8 protein-coding genes are annotated in these 20454 nt (G+C 21.1%); 5 read left to right on the forward strand and 3 right to left on the reverse strand.

Annotated features, from left to right (window positions below):
• Nucleotides 1-29: 29 nt before the first annotated feature.
• The 3 genes from ACJA27_RS02295 to ACJA27_RS02305 all read right to left on the reverse strand — a co-directional run bounded on the left by ACJA27_RS02295 (nucleotide 30) and on the right by ACJA27_RS02305 (nucleotide 13104).
• The gene (locus ACJA27_RS02295) at nucleotides 30-9014 is read right to left on the reverse strand and encodes a hypothetical protein (RefSeq protein WP_406617688.1); all 8985 of its coding nucleotides are present in this window, start codon (nucleotides 9012-9014) and stop codon (nucleotides 30-32) included.
• Between the two features lie 39 nt (nucleotides 9015-9053).
• Nucleotides 9054-10928, reverse strand: a complete 1875-nt coding sequence (locus tag ACJA27_RS02300) for a hypothetical protein (RefSeq protein ID WP_406617689.1) — start codon at nucleotides 10926-10928, stop codon at nucleotides 9054-9056.
• Between the two features lie 124 nt (nucleotides 10929-11052).
• Nucleotides 11053-13104 (reverse strand): MAG3240 family lipoprotein, encoded by a 2052-nt coding sequence (locus ACJA27_RS02305; RefSeq protein ID WP_406617690.1) that lies wholly within the window; start codon nucleotides 13102-13104, stop codon nucleotides 11053-11055.
• A gap of 128 nt (nucleotides 13105-13232) precedes the next feature.
• Here ACJA27_RS02305 and ACJA27_RS02310 point away from each other — a divergent pair, with 128 nt between their 5' ends.
• The 5 genes from ACJA27_RS02310 (at nucleotide 13233) to ACJA27_RS02330 (ending at nucleotide 20399) form a co-directional block, all read left to right on the forward strand.
• Entirely contained in the window at nucleotides 13233-16508 is a 3276-nt protein-coding gene (locus ACJA27_RS02310; protein WP_406617691.1) for a hypothetical protein, read from the forward strand.
• A gap of 441 nt (nucleotides 16509-16949) precedes the next feature.
• Nucleotides 16950-18638, forward strand: a complete 1689-nt coding sequence (locus ACJA27_RS02315; RefSeq protein ID WP_406617692.1) for a hypothetical protein — start codon at nucleotides 16950-16952, stop codon at nucleotides 18636-18638.
• Between the two features lie 60 nt (nucleotides 18639-18698).
• Nucleotides 18699-19403: a hypothetical protein gene (locus ACJA27_RS02320; protein ID WP_406617693.1), complete on the forward strand. Its 705-nt coding sequence runs from the start codon at nucleotides 18699-18701 to the stop codon at nucleotides 19401-19403.
• A gap of 127 nt (nucleotides 19404-19530) precedes the next feature.
• Entirely contained in the window at nucleotides 19531-19926 is a 396-nt protein-coding gene (locus tag ACJA27_RS02325) for a hypothetical protein (RefSeq protein WP_406617694.1), read from the forward strand.
• A 269-nt stretch (nucleotides 19927-20195) separates the two neighbouring features.
• Complete coding sequence (locus ACJA27_RS02330; protein ID WP_406617695.1) at nucleotides 20196-20399, forward strand: hypothetical protein; 204 nt, start codon at nucleotides 20196-20198, stop codon at nucleotides 20397-20399.
• The last annotated feature ends 55 nt before the right edge of the window (nucleotides 20400-20454 follow it).

Raw genomic sequence — 20454 nt, forward strand, 5'->3', positions numbered from 1 at the left:
CTTGATGTGTTTTTAATTTTGTTAATTTATTAAAATTCAGTAAAGTTATTATTATTTTTCCAATCAACTGAATGTTCTTGTTGTAAATCATTACTTCTATATTTAATTTGTGAATTATCTTCTCCTGATATAAAACTATTTTCAATTTTAAATTCATTGAAGGTTAATTGATCATTCATATAGAAGAAAAGATTATAGAAATTATTAATTTCTGTTATTCTATTAAAATTAAATAATTCATCACCAGTTTTATTTATAGCTGATTTATTTACTAAATAATTAGCTAATAATGGGTCAGTAGGGTATGTTCTATAAGGACTACCTGGCATAGGTGATTTATCTTTTGAAGTTCATTCATTACCATTCTTAGTAACTAAAGTACCTTTTCCATCTATATTTAATTTAGTATTTTGGTTTTTTAAATAACTTAATATATTATTATCTTTTGTATCTTTGATATAAACATTATCAAATAATAATTTATTTACTTGGGCAGCAATTAAATTATAATTTAATTTTTGTTTAGTAACAGCACTTTCTGTATATCCCATATCAGAAACATTATCAGGGTATGTATGTAAATAACCAGAATAATTATTAAATCTATCACGTTCATCCTTAGTATCTAAATAATTATATTGTTTATATTCTCATTTACCTAGTTTACTGTTTTGATATTTATATTTTAAGGTTTTGAAGTAAGCATAAGCATATTTATTAAAGTATCTATTTCCTTGTACATATTTTTTTATATCTAAATTATTAAAATTATTTGTTAATAAGAAATTCATAAATTTTTGTTGATGTTGAAATTCATTTGAAGCATCATAGTTTTTATTAATTATTTTTCCGTTAGCATATTTTATATATTCAGTATTAGAAATGGTGGTATTTTTAACTATAAATTCATTAAAATTATTCACAACATTATTTTCATTTCTTTGACCAATATTCCCTAAATTATTATTATTAATTTTAGGAATAAAATTAAAATTGTTATTAACTTCAGTATAACCTAATTTAACTCTATTTTGTTCATTGTAATAATTATAATTATATGTATTCATAAATCCACTAAAATCTATTAATTGATACATATTTAATAAATGTAAAGCTGTAGAATTAGATGTTGCTTTTGTTGCATTATTTATACCTTTTAATAAAGCATATAATGAATTTTTATCTTTTATTAAAGAATTATTAATTTCTAATTTATCAATATAGTTTAATGTAGTGTTTGATCCTTTAATTTCAATTTTACCTATAAAAGAATTAATAAATTTCATTGATTTTAATCTTTGAGCAGTATTTTCATCTATAGTTAATTTTTCAATATATGAATTAACTATTTCAAAATTAAATTTACTATTAGTTTGATTAGAAACTATATTTAAATTAGATATATATGAATTTCTAACATTAAGTTCTGTATTGTCTTTTAAATCAATGTCATATGGTTTTTCTTTAATTGAATTTGCTATGGTATGATGATACATATCATTTTTATAATCTAAAAGTGAATTATATTCATTTATCATACTTTGATTAGTAGAAATATTACTATTTAATTCTTTATAAATTAAAGTTTTATTCATTAATTTATCATAATTTGTTTTATCAGTTGCTCATGATGGTAATGACATATTTTTATACGCTAATATATAACTATCTTTTTGATCTAAAACATCACTATTAAATAAATTTTCATAGCTAATTTCTGTTTTTATTCTTTGGCTATTATCACCAGGATTTACAATATTTTGAATTGAAAATTTCATAAATTTTTTATCATTTAATTTTGCTAACATTTCATCTAATATAGATGAATTTTTAATCACTTCTTCAACTACATTTAAAACATTTTTTTCAAAATCAACATTGTTATTAAAAATTCTTGTTATTTTGTCTAATAATCAACTATCAACAACTTTTCTAGTATTGTGATTTACAGCAAAGAAATATCATCTAAATAAAAACATTAAATCCTTAAATTCACTAGAATTAATTAAAGAATAATTATTATTAGTTTTAATATCTATTTTTTCCTTTTCTATAAAGCTTAAAAGTCCAAATAATTCTAAAAATCTTCTATGATATTTATTAATAAATGATTCAAATCTAAATTTTATTGAGCCATCAATTTTTGTTCCTAATGTATCAACTGCAAATGTTTGATTATTTAAAGTATTAAATTCTATTTTGTTACCTAAAAAACTATTTTTAGTTAATGAATAATTAGAATTATTAAATTTTAATTTATATTTGAAATCATTAATACCATTATTAAAGAAATGTCTATATTCAGAATAAATTAAAGAAGTAATATCATATTTATTTGTTTCTTCATTTACTTGATTCAAATTATTTATAGAGTAATCAATATTACTATTTAAACTTTTATTTTTTATAGCGTCTTGATCTTCATTATATAGTGAATTTAAAAATGAATAACTACTTGTTGAATTTAATTTATTTTCATCAAAATTTAAAAATTTATAATTTATCATTTTTTGATCATAATATGTTGTTTCTTCTGTAGCACTAAATTTAAATTTTAGTTGATAATTAATTGAAGCATGTTCATTATTTTTATTTAAATTTAATACATTAAATGTAACATCATTAAATACTAATTCATTTTTTCCAGATACTTTTAAGTTTTTGGTTAAATCATAATCATATGAAATATCATTAGCATTAAAATCATTAGCAAAGAATTTTTCTTCAATAAAATGAGAACCTAATTTTACTCTACTTGAAAAATCTAATAAATCCTTATTAAAGAAATTTACAAATGAAACTAATGAATCAAATATTTTGGTATATCTATTATTAACATTATCAAAATAATTGATTGCCTTATTAGATTTTTCTAAATATAAATTAATTTTTCCAGAATCTAATTTTCCATTATTGTGAAGTTTAGCTGTTTCATTCTTTGCTTCATTTAATTCTGAAATTGTTTCACTAATATTTTTTAATCATTCTTTAGAATTTAGGTGATTATTAGGATTAATATAACTTCATTTGTTTTTATCCGCATTTAAATAAATATCATTATTAAATACCTTATCTAAAACTTTTTTAAGTATGTATTCTCATTTAGAATTATTAGAAATTAATTTATTAATTTCCTCAACTTTCTTTTTAAAATCATCTATCGATTTTGTAACATTATTATTATCTCACTTCTTATTACCTCAATTAAAAGTATTTATATTATTAATCATTTTTGTAACGAACGTTGTATTTCATTCTTTAATTTTGTTTATATACTTATTAATAATATCTGTTTGATTTTTATTTCCTTGAAGTAAATTAATACCATCAAATTTATTAGCAGTATTTAAAATGTTTATAAATTCTTTTTCCTTATTTTTTAATTCTAGAAGTTCATTATCTATATCATCTTTTAAATTAGTATCATTCCCAACAGTAGCATTTAAATTAGTTTGCACTGCTTTAAGTTGTTCTAAATAATCTTTTTTTAATGTTTCAATAATACCATTAAAATTATTATGTGCTTCATTCAATAAATTAAAGTTTTTTATTTGTTCAATAATTTCTAACATTGTTTGAAAAACTTTACCATATTGCTTAATTCCATAAATTTCTGTAAAGAATTCACTAGTTTCTTTTGCAAAATTTAAACCAGAATTATGTTGATTAGCTTCTTGTGTAAATTTGTCTATGAATGATTTTAAATTAGAACGATATTCTTCATATCAAATACCAGTTGTGTTATTTTGAATATTAATATTTTTAGCTTGCATATATTCATTTAATGCTTTGCTAATTTGTTTCTTAATATTTTCATTAATTTTGTCATTCATAATTTTATTTACTTTTTGAGTAACTGAATCTTTTTCTGATTTTAAAGATTGTTTTTCTGATTTTAAAGTATTTAAAACTTTTAATAAATTAACGAAAGTAACGGTAGAAATATCATTAGTTAAAATAGAAGAACTATTACCATTATTTAAATAATTTAAATTATTATTATATTTTTTAAATAATTCTTTTGCTTCTTTTTTAATTTCTGTATCAAAATTTTGTTCAACATAATTTAAAGTACTACCAAAATTATCAAGTAAACCATTTTCAACTTGAAAATCATATTTGTTATTATTATTTTTATTTGGGTTTATATAATATTTATAGGTAGAACCTGAATTGTAATATTGACCAGAATTATCTAAAAGTTTATCCTGATATGAATAAGTAGCAGATTGTGCATAAATAATTTCTCTAAATTTTTGAATACCAATTCCAGAACTGTCTTGACCATTAAATAATTTTGCATTATATTTATTTTTATAAATATCTTTTAATTCTTTATAAATATCATTTATTTTTAGATCTTTCAAAGATATGCCTTCAATATTTATATTAGTACCACCTAAAACATATTGTGCATTTCTTAAATATTTGAAATTATTTAATTTTTCTCTAATAGTAGTAAATATATTTTTAGAAATTAAATTTTTACTAAATAATTCTTTTATTTTACTATTATTATCATTATAAAACTCGTGTTTAATTTCTTCTTCTATAACTGTTGTTAAAATTTCTTTTTCAGCATATTCTCTTCATAATCATTTTAATGCACTTTTTAATCAAAGTTCAGTCTTTTCTAAATCTTTAAATTGAATTGCTTTTGTTTTTAAATCTTGAAAATTATTTAAATCATCATTTAAATTAGTTTTTGAAGATAAAAATTCTTCAAAGAAATTGTCTTCTTTGTATGAAGAAACACTTAATAAATCATAAAGAGGTTTAACTGTTTTATCATAGTTACTTACATAATGACCATCAAAAATATTTTTAACTTGTTCAATATCTGAATACGCTTTTGCAAGGTCTTGTCCTGTTTCTTCAACATTTTTCTTAGCTTCTTTAATTCAATTAGATATAGTATCATATTCATCAAAGATACTTTTAGCATATTCAAACATATTGTTTAAAATAAAATCTTTCTTTTCATCTTCGCTTTGACTAAATTGTTCAGTGAAATAACCACTAATTTGATTACTTTGATTGTAATTATCATTAGTTGCACTAACAAAATATTCAGCAAAAACTGTTGAAAGATGTTTCATTCTATTTTGTCTATTCTTTTGAATAGATTTTCATACCTTGTTATATTTTGAATTTGCTTCTTCAGCTCAGGATTTATTTAATAATTCTTTATTAAATGTTTTAGTTTGTTTATGTACTTTTAATAAATTTGTATAAATTTCTTTTCTTTCTTGAATTCTGCTATTAATATCTAATGATTGAATAGTTTGCTTTTTAGATATATATTCATTAGTTCTAGTATTTTTATTTGAACTAAAAGCAACATTATTTTTATTTGCTTGAGCACTTCTTTCAATATCTGAAAATAAACCATTTTTAACTTGTTCAAGTTTGTTACCGAGTTTTAATTCTAGTTCTTCTAATAAATCTTTTTCAATACCTTTAGTATTATTGTCTATAAATAAATTATTATATTTTTTTATTACTTCATTATATTGAGTAATAGCATCATAGTGTTTATATAATAAACCTTGGTCTGTTAAAAGATTATTGAATTTGTTTTGAAGATCATTTTTAATATTTTGATATTCTTGAATAGTTTTAGTTAAAACATTAAAATTTGTTTTACTATTATCTAGAATATTTTTTTCATCATCACGAATAATGTCATAAAGTTCTGATTTTAAATCATAACTTTGTGATGATTGATTACCAAATTTAATACTAGTTGAATTAGTTTTAGTAGCATTTAAAGTATTTGTATAATCTGCAACTAATTTATTGAATTCTTGAACTAAATTAAATAATTCAGTATATTCTTCATCATGTTTATTCTTTTTGGTTAATAATCCATTAATATAATTTTGTCAAGTTTCTGTTGTTACATCTTTAACATTAAGATTATTTTGAGCTTCAGTAATATATTCTTCATATCTTTTACCAATTTGAGTGTAATGAGTTGGAGTTCCCTCATTAGTTCATTTAACTCTTTTATCGGGATCGGGATTATGTAAAAGAGTTTTTGCATTGTTAATACCTTTTTCTAAACTTGTGTGAACTTCTTTTCTATTTGTAATAATATTCATTAAAGAAGATAAAGAATCTATAAATTTATTCGCTTCATTAGTTGCTTCTTGAAGATCTAATTTTTTAATTGGATCAAATTTATTTACTAATCAATTAGTATAAGCTTCGGCTAATTTTGCTTCTTCGTTTTCTAATCAAACAATACTTTTATTTGCTGTTCATAAGTTTTCAGCTTCAACTTTTTTATTTTCCATTTTAACTTTTAATTGGTCATAAACAAGTTTATCTTGATTATTCTTTTCTATAGCTTGTTGCAATTTATTGAGAGCATTTTTATAATATGCAGCTTCAAGAGTTAAAGCATTAGAATTATAAGCAAGGTTTGCTTCATTTTTAGCTAAAGATAATTCATTTCCCAAATAAGTAAAACCATTATTAGTTAAATTACTAATAAGAGTTTCAGATTCAGTAATTTTATTTTTTAAATCATTAAATCCATTAGAAAGAATATTATATTGTTCATTAATTTTTTCTTTTCTTGATTTTAAAGAATTGGCATCATTACCAAATTTTTCTTTAAAAGTTTTAAAAGTTCAATTAGTTTCATTAGTTAAGAAAACGGATACTTCATTTCTCAATAAAGTTTTTTGACTATCAAAATTCTTGAACGGATTTTTATTCGCTTCTTCTGGTTTTAATGAAGTAAAACCACCAATCCAATCTCTAACTTTAATAGCTTCATCTACATATTGTCTAAATTGAATTAAACGAATTTTAAAGTTTTTATGTGGATCGGTTCCATTATCTTTTAAAGCTTCTTTATAGAAATTAATCACTCCATTTAAAGTAGCAAAATTATTTTTATAATCACGGTAATCATAAAATTCACCAACAATTTTGGTGTCTTTGTTTAAAAATTCTTCTTCTATTTCTTTTTTAAACGCTGAATATTTATATGGAGCAGCATCTAAATTACCATTATTTCAATTATGTGCTTTTTGAATTTCATTTTTAGCTTCAGTACGTTTAATTTCAATTTCTACAATTTCTTTAATAGTTTGTTTAAATGATTCTAAAAATTCATTATAAATATTATCTAATTCTTCTAAAGTATATCTGATTGGTGAAGTAGCACCAGTAATGTTTTTATTAATATCTTCTTGTTTTTTAATAATGTTATACACTAAAAATGCATCATTAGATAATGCTGCTTGATGATCTTTATAGTATTTAATAAAACCAAAAGGTAAGTAATATTTCTTTAAATCAGTATCAGTTACACCATTTTGTTGCAAATCAATATGTTTTTGTCTAGCACGATCATATAAATCTTTAACATTATTACTTGTATCAACTTTGGTTAAATAAGTTTCAACCAAAGCATTTAATTCAGAAATGAAATTAAATCTTTCAACAGAATTTTTGAAAAGTCTATCTAAAGTTTCATATTTATGCTTAATTTGATTAGCAAATTCTTCAACTTCTTCTCTATTTTTAAAAGAACCAATTTGTGTAGTTCTAGGAGTAAATTCTGCTACTGCTTTTTGAACATCATCCATTAAAATTTGGAAATGTCTATTAGCATTAATTTCTTGTTTTAACCCATTTAATTTATTCATTTGTGGGGTTACTAAATCATTAATTGCTTGTCTAATAATTTTTAATTGAATACCAGAAATATTGATAATATTAGTGTAATATGCTTTATTTTTAGTAGTTAAAGTAGGGGGATTAGAAAGTCATTCATCATAATTTATAACTTCACGATTTTCATTTTTATTACCATTTTCATCAACTAAAAGAAATTTTGCTAATTCTACTAAAGCTTGTTTTGCTTGTTCCTTTTCTTCTGGTGTAGAATTTGCTTTATTCATTTTATTTCTTAAGTCTTTTCTAATAGTCATTAAATCATAGTAGAAAGTTTTAAGATCATCTAATTCTTTAACTCAACCAGCTAATCTATTACCTCAATCGGAAATTAATTTTTCAACTACTTTTTTAGCATCATCTATTTCTAATGATTTAGTGAAAGCTTTTCTAGCTTTTGAAAAAGATGATTCTTCTCTATTGATTTTTTCATATAAAGAACCTTGTTTTCCTACTAAACCAGTGAAAAAATCATAAACTTCATTTTCTCCATATAAAGCATCAATATCTGGAGATTTCATATTTTGAAGTTTATTATCATATTCATCTTGAATTTTTTGGAATTTTTCATATTCATTATCTAAAGTTCTAATGTAGTCACTAGTTTGTTTTTGTTGATTAGATAATTTATTGATTAAAGATGAAACATCATTTTTATATTTAAGAGCGGGTTTTGTGTTTTTTTCTAGATTAATTTTTTCTTCTTTAACTTTTGTTAAAACATTTTCTAAGGTTTCTAAATATTTTAAATCATAGATTTTTTTTGGATTGTTTTTGATACTATCAATATATTGTTGAACATCCACAAGTTTTTTAACAAATTCATTATCAACAGTTTTAATAACATTTTTATTCTTTGAAGAATTAATAATAGCAGGTAAAGAACCACCTAAAATCGCAAGTAAAACAACTCCACCAGCAACTGATGAACCTATAATAATTTTATTTTTCTTGCTCATTGGAGCAGCTTTTTGTAAATTAGTTTCTGTGGTTGCTCTTTTTACAGCCTCTTGATATGCTTGTTGTCTAGCAATTTGTTGGGCTTGCATTTGTTGCTGTTGCATAATATATGCTTGTTGTTGCATATAATTTTGTTGCTGAGCTGCAGCGGCAGCAGCTGCTTGAGCTTGTTGGTTAGGGTTGTTAAATACTTGTTGTTGAGCATTAGCATCCGGTTGTTCTACTTCGAAAGGAGAATCTGAATCATTTCAAAGATCACCAGAAGTTTGTTCTTGCTCATTCTGTTCTTCTGAAACTTCTTCAACTCAATCACCATCTTCTTCAAAAATATATTGATTTATTTTTTTATTTAAATAAAGCATAATTTTCTCCTTGGTTTTTATTTAATTTGCTTTTAATTTTTAGTCTTTTAAGATATCTTCTAATCTAGATTTAAATTGTTGCATCTTTTCTCAAATTTGTTGTAATTTAGCGTAATCATATTGAGGACTTAATATATCTTCATTTTTTAAGCCTTTATAATCTTTAGTTAAACTTTCATATGTTTTAGTATCATTTGTATCTACTTTATCTTTCTTTTGAGTAATAGCTTTATGATAAAGTTCTGGTATAGAATTAGTGTTTTCTTGTACTTTTTCTCAAATTTTAAAGATTTTTTCAATAACATCTTTTTGATGTTGTAGATTCTCATCATAATCTTTTAGGGCATGATCTATTTTTTGTAATCATTCATTAAAGTTTTGATTATTAAATGAACCTTTATGGTATTCTTTATCAATTTCCTCTTTTGTTGTTTTTAAAGTTTTTACTGGTCAATATTGTTCTAATTTAATATTTGTGTAATTTATTTTATTCTGAACATCCATCATTTTTTTATCATATTCTTTAGCAAAATCTTTAAAAACAGATAGTTTTTGTTTAAATTCTGATATTTTATTAGGAATATTTTTAGTTTTTAAATCAATTTCTTCTTCTTTTAGTTCTTGTTTTTCAAGAATTAACTCATTATTTTTAATTTCTTCATTTACTTCTTCCAATAATTCTTTGAAATAAGAATCTTTTAATCTTATATCTTCTTTTCACATAACTAATTTACGAAGTTCATTGTGAAAATTATTATATGAATAATCAATTCTTTCTTTTTCAATAGAAATATTTGATAATAAATAACTTAAATTAACTTTTGATCTTTGGAATTCTATTTCATTAGAATCTGAATCATTTAGTACATAAGTAGCTTTAAGAATTTCTTTTTGTAGCTTGTCATAAATTTCTTTGTATTTTAAAATTTTGCTTAATTGAATTTTAAATTGGTCAGCACTCGAAATAGTTCTTTTTAGTTCACTAAATACTTTGTTTCTAAAATTATATTTTTCTAGGGTGGCTAAATATAAAGAATTTAATTTAGTTATTTGATTTTTAATTGTTTCAACATTAACATCAAAAGTGATTGAAGTATCTGTATCAGACACTATTTTTGTTTTAAACAAATAATCTACAGAATTATTGATTTCTTTAGTCAATTGAATTTTTAATAAAGAAAACACATTTTTATTTAATTCATTATCAACAAAATTTCTAGCAATTTGAATTAAGTTAGATAATTCATTGATAACTTGTTCCCTTTCATTAAAGTTTTGAAGTAAATAACTAGTTTCTCTTTTTAAATTTTCAATTTGAAGGTTTAAATCATTTAAAGAAAAATAATTTCCAGAATCAATATATTTCTTAAATCTTTGTAATTTATTTTCTACATCATCTCTAAATTTTCAATAGTTATATTTATAAAGTTTATTTTCAGAAAAGTTTTTTAAATTAGAATACAAATTATTTATTATTTCTCTCTTCTTGTCATAAATAGCTTTGTTTTCTTTCGATTTCAAAAATATCTTTTTCAATTTATATCTTAAATTAGAAATTTCTTCTAAAGTTTCAGGTAATAATTTATTCTTTGAAACATCTAATTGTAGTAAATAATTTTCAATAGAATTTATAGTTGTTATTAAATCATAATTCATCTTTTTTCTTATTTCTTCAGTATTAAATTCTGTGTTCAAAAAGATGTTTGATTCAGACAATAAAGAGTTCAATTTTTTGACTTCTTCTTCATATCTTTTTGTATGATTTTTTTGCTTAATATTTTTCACCAAAAAATATGTTCCAACTGATATAGTAGTCACAAAACCAATGGCTAAAAGAGAAGTTATAATTTTAGCTTTTTTGGTTTTTTTCTTTTTTTCAAAAAGCTCAGTATCAACTGAATTATAGTACTCCATATCACCCCCTAAATATCAATCATATTAAAACAATAATGATATATATATATATATATATTAGTATTATAAAATAATATTTTATTAATGATAGTGAATAAAAAAAGAAGAAAAAACTGCTAAAAAGTTAATTTTTAACAGTTAAAAATGGAATATTTATTTCGTTATTTGGATAATTTTTATTTTTAATTTTTTCTTTATTTTGCTTTTTATAATCATCAATTTTCTTAAAATTAGTTCCTTTAAATCCTGACCAAATGTATGTTTTTTTAGAAAAAATTGTATTTAATTTTGCTTCATTTATTTGCTTTAAAAATGCATTTTTTTCTGCTTCTAAAATGGTATTTTCATAAGTGTTTTCTAACTTTTCATAGTCATAAATTTTTCCTTTTTCATCCTTTGTAATTCATTCAAATTCTATAGGTAATTCTCCAGCTTTTAAAGATAAAAAATTGTGTTTTTTTGATACTTTTATTTTTAAATAAAATGGCCTTAATTTAATGTTTTTGTCAGGATTTTTTATATAAAAATTATCAAAACTATATGTATTTAAATCAATATAATCAAAAATAAAATTTGATAAAAAAGTATTAATTATTAATTCAAAATATTTTAAAGAATCTTGATATTTTTCTAAAATTTCTAAATTTTCTATTTCATCTTGATTATTATTTTTTCATAAAATTGTATTTTTAAAATAAAAATTAGCAAAATAATTAAACATATTTAATAGATTTTTTTCCAAAAAATCAAAGAAATTTTGTCCTTTTGGCCAAGTTATTTTTTTATTTGTTTCAGTAATTTTATTAACTCCATATTTTTCGTTTTTCAATTTTAAAATTTCTAAATTATCTGAATCATAATAAGCAGAAAGCAAATGATTATGAGTATCAAAATCTGATGAATATCATTTTTTATATTCTTTTTGTCCATTTTTTTTAGTAACTTCTATAGTTAAACATACTAATGATTTAGTATTTTTAACTCCTTTTGAAAAATCTTTATCATAAAAATCTTCAACTTTTACAATTTTATATTGCAAATCATTTTCATTTTTATTTTCCACTTCAATTTTAAAAATTTCAGGAAAAGCATAAAACATTTTTAGTAAAGCTTGAGAATTAAAATTAAAAATAGGATTAATATTTCTTAAAATATCTTCTATAGATTTTATACCTAATAAATTATATTCAAAAGTTAAGGTAGGATTTTTAACATATTCATTAAATAATTCCTCATTATCATCAATAGTATATTTATAGTTAGGATATGAAATATCATAATATTGATTTTTAAATCCTTTTATTAAAAAATATCTTGATTGATTTTTTGAATTTAAAATGCTCTTACCATTTTCATCTAATAAATCAAATTTTAATTTCAAAACATCATTAAAATTCTCTAATTTTTGTAAATCTTTTATTACTAATTTAGAAAACTTTCTTCCATCATTTGAGTGCAAATTATATTCATTAAAAACAAATTCTAAAATTTTTCTAAAATACTCTTGTTGGATATTTGAATTCATAAATCCTTGTATTCTTATACCATTAGAAAAAGTAGGATTTATTCCTACATAGTTAAAAAAAATAGGATCAAATAAAGTTAATTTAGTAGCTAAATTTATTAAATTTTGTACTTCTGGTAATGAATTTATATTAAAAGTAGGTAAATCAAATTTATTTTTTATATTTTTTAAATATTCATTATAGTTATTTTCATTATATTTTTGAAAATTTGAACCAAAATACTTATCATATTCTTCATTAAAAAATAAATCATTAACATCTTGATTAGATGATTTTTCATTAGATTTTGTTTTTATAATTTTTATTTTTTCACTTGTTTTATAGGTTTTTAAGTAAAAATAATTATATTTATTTTTTAATTTAATGACTTCTTCAAATGATTTTTCTTTACCATTTATTTCAACCTTTATTTTTCCATTTTTTTCTTTAATTTTTAATTGTTCAATATTATTTTTTGATACAAAAAAATCTTTAATTTCTCCTAACTTTTGAACTTGATTTAATGAATGATTATTCAAATTAAATGTATTTTTTATTTTTTTATTTATAGAAATTTCATAATTTTTATTACATGAAATTACAAATATAGGAATAAAAAAAGATCCACCAATAAAACTATTAAAAATTATCAATTTTAGTTTCTTTTTCATAAATAAAACTAACTTTCTACATGCTTATTAAGCCATAATATTTATTTTTTTGACTATATATAATTTATAATTATATATATTATTTAATTAAGACATATCAATATATGTATATTTCTCTTGGAGGAAAAATGGCTAATAATGTTAAAAAGAATAATTCTTCTACCACAAAAAATAATGAAAATAAAAATGTAAATAATAATGTAGAAAAAAAATCTAAATCTACTTCTAAATTTAATCAAAATAAAATTGTTGAAACTAAAAATGCTACTAAATCAAAAAAAAATAATGAAAATGTTGAAAAAAAGACTTCAACAAAGAAAAATACCATAGTTTCATCAAAAGAAAAAAATGAAAATAAAAAAAATATTAAAGTACAAGAACCTTTAAATGTTTCAAACTCAAATAAAGAACAAACTAACATTAATTTACAAAATCAAAATGATTTATCTATAGAAAAAAACACTTTAGTAAAAGATAATGATGAAATTGAAAATCAAATAGTGGCTTTTCAGCCAAATACTTCTTTACCATCTGTCTTAAATGGTAATTCTTTATCTATCCTTTCACAATCTGCTGCTAATTTACCAATGAATCCAGAAGAATATCAAAAACATTTAGCTGAAATAAAAAAAGTAGATGAAAGATTTAAAAAAATATTATTTTGAACTCTTTCAGGTGTCGCTAGTGCTACTATCTTTTTTGGTGGATTAGCAGGAATGATACATACAGCAAAAAGTAATGAAGTAAATCCTAAAAAAAATTTAGAAAATTTAGTTAAAATAACTGAAAATTTCGCTAACTATAAATTAACTTATGTTGCTTTCCAAAAAGATAAAGATGAGTTGACAGAAATTATTAATCAAGCAAAAGAAATTTTAGAAAAACAACCAAAAAATATTAAAGCCTTCAAAGAAATTTATTCAAGTTTATATAATCGCTTTTTAGAAGCTTTGGAATTTTATAATGCTAAAAAAGACAGTATTGATAAAATTCAAGATTTTTTAGATTCTGAAGAAAATAATTCATTAAAAGAAACTTTATATTCATATGATGAATATGTAGACTTAAAAGAAGAATACATTAAAGAATTAAACATCATAAATGAAATAAAAAATAGTTTAAATAGAAATTTGCCAAAAGAAACTTACAATGATAAATTAAATAATTTCATTACTAAAATTAATGAAATAAAAGATAAAAAAAATGCAAGAGATTTAAAAGTTAATGCTTTCAATCAATTAAAAACTTTATATCAAAATGCAAAAGAATGATTTGATAATTTACTTTTTGTTCACAATGAAATTAATAATTTAATGATTGATGTTTTAGAAAATACAAGAGCAAATTTTATAGAAAATAGTTCTGTTAATGTAAAAAGTCCTAATGATAAAACTAAGGTTGTTGACATTACTAAACAAATGCAAAAATTAGCTGATAATTACTTAAAAGCTCAAAAAGAACAACAAAAAAGAGAAGACTTATTCCAATACATAAGAAGCTTAAATAATGAATTAGAAAAAGATTTTAAAGCAAAATATTTTACATATCAAAATAATATCTTTACAGATTTATATAATAAACATTTAATTGATTTTAAAAGTCAAAAAATGAAATTTCAAAATTTTGTTGATGATTTAGAAATTAATAAAAATAATATTTCAATTACTAATAATGATTTAGAAATACAAGCGTTAAAACTTCATGAAGAGTTAGAAAAATTAAAAAGTAATGCTAACGCTTTAGAAGTAAGACTAAATAACAAAAAATCACAAGTTAACATAATCAAAAAAAATATTGAAAAATGAATTGAAATTCCTGAATATTGAAAAACTCAACCTGATGATCAAGGAAATACAGATGAAAATGGTTTTTTAACATTAAGTAAATTAAATGACCAAGATATATATGACAAATTAGGTACTCAACAAAGTGGTTTGTTATTTAAAACTATTCAATTAATTGAAAAAATAAGTAATTATTCAATGCTTGAACCTGAAATTGAAAGTCAAACCAATGATTTAAGAACTAATTTTACTAATATTAAAAATGAAAAAATAGAAAAAACTAGAGCAAGAACCGAAACAATTAATCAATTAGAAGCTCTAAAAGAAAAAATTTTAACTAATCATATTGATGATAGTTCTTATAATAGTCAATCTCCTGAGCATAATAAAAAAAGAATATTCGCTAATCTAAATAACGTTTACGATGCTTTAATTTTAAATATTAAAGAAAAACTTAATAAACAATATTCTCTATCACAAATTAAAGAATATCAAAAAGAAGCTAAACAAAACTATACTAATTACACTAAAGAAGTCAAAGAAATCAATGATGATTTAGTTACTTATAGAGAAAATGTTAAAAAATTTAAATTAGTAGATCCTAAAAAAACTGCTACTAATGGAAAAAAACCAGTTTTAGAAGAAAGTGATTATCAAAATTATTTACCTTCTGAAATCAATGATATTGTAGAAGCCACAACAAGTAATTTAACTTCAAAACATTTAAAGAATTTTTTACATAATGAAGTTCAATTTATACCAAATGATGAAAGTGGTAAATTAAATCTAAAATTTAGATTTTATTATGAAAAAATAATTTACAACAATCCTAACGACATAACTTCTGGAGTAAAAGAAATTAAAAAACTATATTATGAAGATTTAAATAATTCTAATATTCAAGTTGAAATGAAAAAATTTGCTTTTGAAGAAAAAGATAAATTAAACTTTTCAATTCATAATCATTTTTCACCTAATTATAAAGATACTCAAAGTGTGGTTGAAGATTTACAAAGTTATGTAAACAACAATATAACAAGCGATTATATAGGAAAAGTAGATAATGAAATTTTGGGGGTTGATTATGATCCTAATTCAAAAAACAAATACAAAATCACAAGTATCACTAACCAAGATAATGCTACTAATAAAAAAATTGAAATTAAATACCGTATATTAAGGCAAGTAGTTGTAGGTAAAAAAGCATCTAATCCAAATGAAAATAATTACACAGAATATACAGAAACTTTTACTGCTGAAGTTTTCCTTGATGATATTCTAAAAACCAATAATGAATCTTCTACTATTCGTAAAGCCCAAAATAGATTAAAAATTGCTTATGAAGATTTAGAAAAATTGATTAGTAAAAAACTTGATGATAAAAAAGATCTTAACGATTTAATTAAACCATTAAAAGATCTTTTAAATGAAGCTAAAGAATATAAAGAAAAAGATTTAACCCAAATTTTAAATACTCCTGATTCTGAAGAAGCTAAAGAATTTGTTAGAAAATGTAATGAATTCGCTAACCAAATTATTGCAAAGAAAAAAACTACTTTATCTGCTAAATCAGCTAAAAATATTGCTTTATTGCAAATAGAAGATGAATTAAAACTATAAAAGAAATTACTAAATAGTATTTTAGGAACCGAAACATTTAAAGCTGATAAAAAAGAAGCTGATGAAATTACACAAAATATCACTAATATTGAAAAAGTTTTAAAAGATGATTATGCAACTAATATAGAAGAAATAAAAAATACTTATAATAATGCTTTATCTATTAGACAAGTTAATGAACAAACTTTTAACCAAAAAAATCATTATCGTGAAATTTTAAGAAATAAACTAATTTCTATACAATCACAAGCTAATAATACTTTTATAGATATTCAAATTAAAGAGCATTATTTAACTTTAACTACTAATTTAATAAATGAAACCAACGAAGCAATAAAAGAAAACGATAATACAGTAGAAAAAATTCAAAAAAGATTAAATGATATTCAAAATCATTTTGAAAAAGAAATTTTAACTAAATATGCTGATACTTTTGAATTATTGGAAAAATTAAGAGACAAAATTATTAAATTTATTAATTTCAAAAATACTAATTTAGTTGAAAAAAAATATGCTAAATATTATTTAGAAGAAGCAAATAAACTTTTAAATAAAGCAAAAGAAACTACTGGAGAAGGAATAACTACTTCTCTAACTTTTGATCAAATCAAAACAGCTTATGAATATTTTGAAAAAGAAGAAAAAAATATTAATGAAAAATTCTCAAAATTTACTAAACAACGTAATGAACTTCTTAACTATATTAAATTTACAATGGTTAAATATGTTCAAGGACAATTACTAACCAAAGATGCTGAAGGATTAGAACCAGAAATAGAAGGTTTAACTAGTCAAGATGAATTAGACATAAAAACTCCATTAAACACAATTATAAACACCCAAAGAAACTTAATGGAACAAGAACCAGCAGCAGGAAAAACTATTGAACAAGTTTATGAAAATATTAAAAAACTTTTAGAAGAAAAATTACAAGAATATAAAAATATTAAAATTAAAAAATTTAATCTTAAAAAAGATATTTTAAAAGTTATTGATGAAAGAAAATATTTTATTAAAACTTGATTAGAGGGGGTTAATTTAATTGATGTTCAACCTTTAATTAAAATCATTAATGATGAATGTAATAAAGCTTTAAACGTGCATAATTCTAATACTACTACTGTGGAATCTTTAACTAATGCTTTAGATGCTTTAAAACAAAAAACTGATATCACTATTAATGAAAGCCAATATAACTTAAAAGATAAATGAGAAACTTTATGTATTCAATTAGATCAAATAATTAAAAACTTAACAAACAAATATAACTTTATTAAAACTCAAGATAAAGAAAACATTAATTTTTCTACTACACCAGGTTATGATCAAGAACTTACTATTAAAAATGATGATGAATTTTTAGATGATGAAACCTTAAACCAAACTTTTAAAAACTTAAAATATACTAATAGCAAAGAAACCTTTATAAAACTTCAATCTTTATATAATGATTTAAATAGTTCTATTATTAGGATATTAAGCAATAAAAGATCAAAAATTAATGACAGAAATAGTTTCTTAACTACTTTTAAAAATGCTGCATATTACTATAATGAGGGTATTTCCAAAAATACTTTACCTGCTGAAATGAATAAATTTAGATCACATATGAATAGAATTCCTGAAATGGAAGCATATGTAAGAAAATATAAAACTACAGCATTTATCAATAGTAATGAAGATGAATTTAGTATTTATAATAAAACCAAAATGGACCAAATTAGAGCACATTTAGATAAAAATTATAAATACTATAGTTCAAATTCTAATATTCCCACTTATAAAAAAGCAATCCAAGATTTAAATGAATGAATTCAAGAATATATAGCATATAAAGATAAATTATTAAGATATGCTATTGATGAAAGCAATCAATTAGCTGATGAATTTGATAAATTTCTATATGAAATAAATACTGAAAAACAAAAATATTTAAGAGGAAATTTTTATTCACCTACATATAATGAAGTTTCTGCAATTAGAAATGAATACAATACTGAAAAATATCAAGCACAATTAACAAGAGATCGTTTTCAAATAAGAAAAGTAGCAAATAAATATAGAGATATATTAAATAATTTAAAAATAAAAGCTGAACAAAGAAAATATTTTGTTGATCAAATAATATAAGATTATTTAAAAAATATATCTATATTTAATGAAACATATGAATTAGAAAACAATGATTGATTGAATAAAGAATGAAATTATAACAAATTATATGATTGAAAAATTCAATGATTTATTCAATTAAGAAGATATAGAATACTATTTGACCAATATAGAATGAGTCATTTATCTGATGATGAAATTAGGCAAGCACATTATTTCATGACACAAGAATTAAAAAGTGAATTATTCAATACTTTTAAAAATACACTATCAAAAGGCTTATTTGAAACTTTATATCATAAATTTGGCGAAGATAATTTCAATTTAATTAAAAATACTAACTTTTGAAATGTTAGAGATTATGGGTTTTTGGATATATACAATAAATTAAATGAAATAATTAAACCTATGTTTTCAGTTAGTTCAAATCATAGTAATGAATTTGATTTTGATAATCCACTAAAATTTTTCAAAATATTTATATCTTATTATAGTTATAAATCAAGTTACTATTCTTTAAAAGAAAGAGCAGAATTATTAAATGAAGCTCAAAGACATTTAGATTGATGGTCTCCATTATCAACTAGATGTGCTGATAATCGATGAATTTTATATTTTGTTTGAATGGAGTACAAAGAAAACTATTCCGAATTATATGATTTAATTAATCAAAATATGGCGAAAGTATCTAATGATCAACTGAAAGATGCTATTCAATCATTAGAAGAAGCAGAAGATATATGAAGAGATAATTCATATCCAGGCAACTGTAATAATAATTAAATAAAATTAGCTGAAGAAAATAATTCTTCAGCTTTTTTAATACAAAAAGTAGAAAATCCCTTTATTTTTTTATTTTTCATCTTTTTCATAAAAAATAGACATATATAAGGTGTGGAGGTCACTATTTATGAAAAGTAAAATTAATAAAAAAGAATTTCTAAATGAAATAAAAAAATTTCAACATCCTAGATTTGTTATAGAATTAAAAAAAGAGGAAAATGTTTTAGAATGTAAAACAATTTGTAATCTTAATGATTTAAAAATTCCTATACCAGTGGAGGAACCTAATATGACAGTTGGTAATCTAACTATTGAACAATTAACTAATATTATTAGTAATATTTTTGATAAAAAATTTGATGAAAAAATTAAACCTATTAGTAATGAAATTTCATTAATAAAACAACAAATGGTTACTAAAGAATATTTAGATCAAAGATTAAAACCAATTGAAGAAGATATAAAAATGTTAAAATCATTTCATACTAAAGAAATTCAAGAATATCATAAAAATAATAAGTAGTTTTGTCTTAGAAAACTACTTTTTTAATACAAAAAGTAGAAAAATCCACTCTATTTTTTTGTTTTTTTACAAAAAAATAGACATATATAAGGTGTGGAGGTCACTATTTATGAAAAGTAAAATTAGTAAAAAAGAATTTCTAAATGAAATAAAAAAATTTAAACACCTATATTTTTATAGAATTAAAAAAAGAGAAAAATATTGTTGAATGCAAAGCAATTTGTAATCTTAATGATTTAAAAATTCCTATACCAGTGTAGGAACCTAATATGACAGTTGGTAATCTAACTATTGAACAATTAACTAATATTATTAGTAATATTTTTGATAAAAAATTTGATGAAAAAATTAAATCTATAGAGAATCACTTAACCTCTATTGAATATAGATTAAACATTATAGAAAATAAAATTGATAATTTAGATAAAAGAGTAAGTAGATTAGAAAGTTTACATAAAAATGATCTAATGTAAAAGTTAAGTTATTTATTATTTTAATAATTAATTAAAGTTTCCTATTTATTTCAAG

Origin of the sequence: Mycoplasmopsis lipophila (assembly GCF_045276895.1) — a bacterium.
GTDB lineage: Bacteria > Bacillota_I > Bacilli_A > Mycoplasmatales > Metamycoplasmataceae > Mycoplasmopsis > Mycoplasmopsis lipophila.